Consider the following 3,870-nt stretch of genomic DNA (forward strand, 5'->3'; position numbering starts at 1 on the left):
CCGAGCTCTTCGACAAGTACGTCGGCGAGTCCGAGAAGGGCGTCCGCGAGATCTTCGAGAAGGCCCGCGCCAACGCGCCGACGGTGATCTTCTTCGACGAGATCGACGCCATCGCCGCCGAGCGGGGCTCCGGCGCGGGGGACTCGAACGTCGGCGAGCGGGTGGTCTCACAGCTCCTGACGGAGCTCGACGGCCTGGAGGAGCTGGAGGACGTGGTCGTCGTCGCGGCCACGAACAGACCGGAGCTGATCGACGACGCCCTCCTCCGGGCGGGCCGCTTCGACCGACACGTTCGCGTCGGCGAACCCGACGAGGACGCTCGCCGGGAGATCTTCGCGATCCACACCCGAGGCCGGCCCCTGACCGACGACGTCGATCTCGACGAACTCGCCGCCGAGACCGCCGGTTACACCGGCGCCGACGTCGAAGCGGTCTGCCGCGAGGCCGCCCAGATCGCCGTCCGCGAGTACGTCGAGGCCGAAGCCGCTGGCGAGGACCGCGACGTCGAGGAGATCGTCCTCGCCGCCGAGCACTTCGACCGGGCGATCGAGGACGTACGAGCGGGCGCCAGCGAGGAGTTCGATCGACCGCGCGGCGGTCTCGACGAACTCGTGGTCGATGACGCCCGGGAGGCGGGGGTAGACGCCGGAACGGGTCCGGCCGCGAACGAGCCCGGCGCGACCGCGCCAGCCGACGAAGACGGTGCGACCGCCTCGTCGGACGACGTCGACGAGGCGGAATCGAACGACGACCGCGACGTCGACGAGCGGGGGACGGCCGAGGGTCCCGAGGCCTGACGGTCGGATCCTCCCGGGCGACCTCGTGCCCGTTTTTCCGCAAATTTCGATTCCTTCTCTCCGACGACTTCGCGTCCTCCTCCCCCGCCAAGAACGATGGTTGCCGGGCCCGTACGTGTCCGAGTGACCGACGAGCGAACCCGACAACCCCGAATCCGTCGCGCGCGGCCGTCGAGTGATCGATCGTGGTCCGGCTGACGCGACGGCTCGCGATCTACGTGGGATCGTTGCTGGCGCTGGTGGTGCTGTACACGCTCGCCTACCGGTGGGGAATGGCGACGCTCGAGGGCGAGCAGCGAACGTGGTACGGCGCCCTCGAGATCGTCGTCCAGTCGATGACCACCACCGGCTACGGGCAGGACGCCCCGTGGGAGACGCTCGAGATGACGGCGCTGATGGTGCTGATCCAACTGACCGGCATCGCGTACATCTTCGTCGCCGTGCCGCTATTCGTCGTCCCGTGGCTGGAGACGCTCGTTCAGCCGACGCCGCCGGAGGAGGCGGACGCCCTCGAGGATCACGTGATCGTCGTCGGCTACACCGACCTCTGCGGCTCGCTCGTGGCGGACCTGGCGTCGACCGGTACCGACTACCTCGTCGTGGAAGAAGACGAAGAGCGGGCCCAGGACCTCCACCAGGACGGGCTCGCGGTCCTCCACGGCGACCCGGCGACGTCGGAGACCCTCGACGCGGCCCAGCTCGAGGCCGCTCGGGCGGTCGTCGCTGACACCACCGAGCGCGGGTACATCAGCACGACCATCGCGATGGAGCGTCGCGGAGCCAGGGTCCTCGCGCTGGTCGTAGACCCGTCCCGGGCGCGGTACCTCCGCTACGCGGGCGCCGACGAGGTCCTCTCGCCGAAACATCGCCTCGGCAAGGCGCTGGGAGACAAGGTCAGGCCCGTTGTCGACCCGGGAGCGGCCGGGATCGAACTCTGCGAGGATCTCCAGGTGCGCGAGTACGTGCTTTCCAACGAGAGCGAGCTCGTCGGCGACCCCCTCGTCGCCTGTCGACGAGTGGAAGCCACCGGCGCGACCGTCATCGGCGCCTGGGTCCGCGGCGACTTCCTCCGGACGCTCTCGTCGGACGTTCGCACCGGGGAGAACACGACGCTGCTCGTCGCCGGGCCGGACTCGACGCTCGACGCCGCGGAGGAGCTGACCGGCACGCCGGGCGTCCCGTACCGTCCGCAGCGCGAACCGGTCGTGGTGGCGGGGACGGGGATCGTCGGCTCGACGGCGGTCGGCGCCCTCGAGCGCGCCGACGTGGAGACGACCATCGTGGACCGGCGAGACGGCGACCCGGTCGACGTCGTCGCCGACGTGACCACGGAGGAAGGGCTCCTCGACGCCGAGATTCGGGACGCTGGCACGATCGTCCTCGCGCTCGACGACGACGAGGAGGCGATCCTCGCGACGCTCGTCGCCCGCGAACTCAACCCGGGCCTCGAGATCATCGTCGCCAGCGACCGGGAGCGAAACGTCGGCCGGCTCCGGGACGCGGGCGCGGATTACGCGCTCGGGCTCCCGAACGTGGCCGGGTGGATGATCACCCGCCGGGTCTTCGAACAGGAGGTCATGACGTTCGCGGATCGCGTCCGGATCCGTTCGGTCGATCCGTGGAACCTCGTCGGCGAGCGGATCGATCGCGGGGCGGTTCGAGATCGGGCGGGCTGTGACGTGGTGGCTATCGATCGCGACGACGGCCTTCGACCGGTCGCCGACGAGACCCGCGTCGAGGCCGACGATCGGCTCGTCATCGCCGGTAGCGAGCGGGAAATCGAGCGTTATCGCGAGGCGTACGGCGAGTCGTGACGGCCGTCGGTCGCCGAGCGGTCGGCGGTCAGCCGTCGTGTGATCGTTCTCGCGGCGGTTGAGAGTGACGGCCCCCGTCGCGAAACCGTCGTCGGCCCGGACCGGTCGGATCCTCGAACGGTGCCAAGGGAATTGCGTCCGCGGGGCGTACGGATCGCATGGCCGAGGGCGCCGACTTCGATCCGGAGGATCCCGAACAACAGCAGATCGGCCGAGAGATGGTCGATCAGAGCACCGGCCTCGGCTCCGTCGCCGCCCACCTCTACCGGGGCGAAGTCGAGCGGACCGTCGGCTGGCGCGAGCGCCTCGACACCACGACGAACTGGGCGGTCACGGTGATGGCCGCCGTCGTGGCGTACGCGTTCTCCGGCGAGGTCTCGCACGCGGTCATCCTCGCCGGGCTGATGATGGGCAGCGTCTTCCTGTTCATCGAGGCCCGCCGGTTCCGCGACTACGACATCTGGCGCTCTCGCGTCCGGGTTCTCCAGGAGAACCTGTTCGCCAACGCGCTCGACCCGTCGGCGGGGGTCGAACACGACACGTGGCGCGCGGAACTCAGCCGCGACTACCGGGAGCCGGCCCCGAAGATCAGCTACCGGGGAGCCCTCGCCCACCGCCTACGACGGGTCTACCTCCCGTTGCTCTCCGCCGTGGCCGTCGCGTGGCTGTTCCACCTCTGGGCGTTCGCCCCGGACGAGCCCTTTCCCGAGAGCGCGGGCCTGCCGGGCGTCGGCGGGATCGTCGTCGTCGCGGCCGTAGGCCTGTACTTCCTCGTACTCTTCGTGCTGGCGGTACCCTGGACGCCGAAGGAGCGGGGGGAGTCGGGCGAAGCCGGCCACGGCGATCTCGAGCGGGAGTCGTAGCTCCGCCGGCGGAGCGTTCCCCGTGGCGCCCGACGTGACGCCGTCCCCCGAATTCGAACCGGCGGAGACGAAAGGCCCTTAAGTCCCACCCGCCTACGATAGGGCGGATAGGTCGGGCAGTTAGGCCCTGCTCGTCACCCGCACTACGGCCTTCAGCGGGGACCGAACACCGCGGGCGTCCGGTCAGACCGGCCGGGGCCCCGGGAGCCAACGTGGAAGCCTCGTCCGTCGGGGACAGCGGGCCGCGCCGACCGTCCGCAGGGACGACTCGTCGCGGCTAATCGGCGACAGCCCATCAGGCGCGGAAGCGAGCAGTGGACCGCCGGACACCTGTCGCTCGACGGGTCGCGGGGTGGAGGAGGCAACCGGGATTCCCCCGGCCGGAACGCCGGGCAA

3 protein-coding genes and 1 other RNA gene are annotated in these 3,870 nt (G+C 70.5%); all 4 read left to right on the forward strand.

From position 1 onward, the window contains the following. Positions 1 to 797, forward strand: a 797-nt coding sequence (locus QZT59_RS00395) for an ATP-binding protein (RefSeq protein ID WP_394348624.1), incomplete at its 5' end; no start/stop codon positions are given. Positions 798 to 982: 185 nt separating this feature from the next. Then, positions 983 to 2,611, forward strand: coding sequence for a TrkA family potassium uptake protein (locus QZT59_RS00400; protein WP_290809929.1), 1,629 nt, complete (start codon positions 983 to 985; stop codon positions 2,609 to 2,611). 158 nt (positions 2,612 to 2,769) lie between these two features. Further along, on the forward strand, positions 2,770 to 3,474 hold the full coding sequence (locus QZT59_RS00405) for a DUF2270 domain-containing protein (RefSeq protein ID WP_290809931.1): 705 nt from the start codon (positions 2,770 to 2,772) through the stop codon (positions 3,472 to 3,474). Positions 3,475 to 3,574: 100 nt separating this feature from the next. Further along, an RNA gene (gene ffs, locus QZT59_RS00410) (signal recognition particle sRNA) lies at positions 3,575 to 3,870 on the forward strand; the annotation flags it as partial.

The sequence above is a fragment of the Halovivax sp. genome (genome assembly GCA_007119345.1).
Classification (GTDB): Archaea; Halobacteriota; Halobacteria; order Halobacteriales; family Natrialbaceae; genus Halovivax.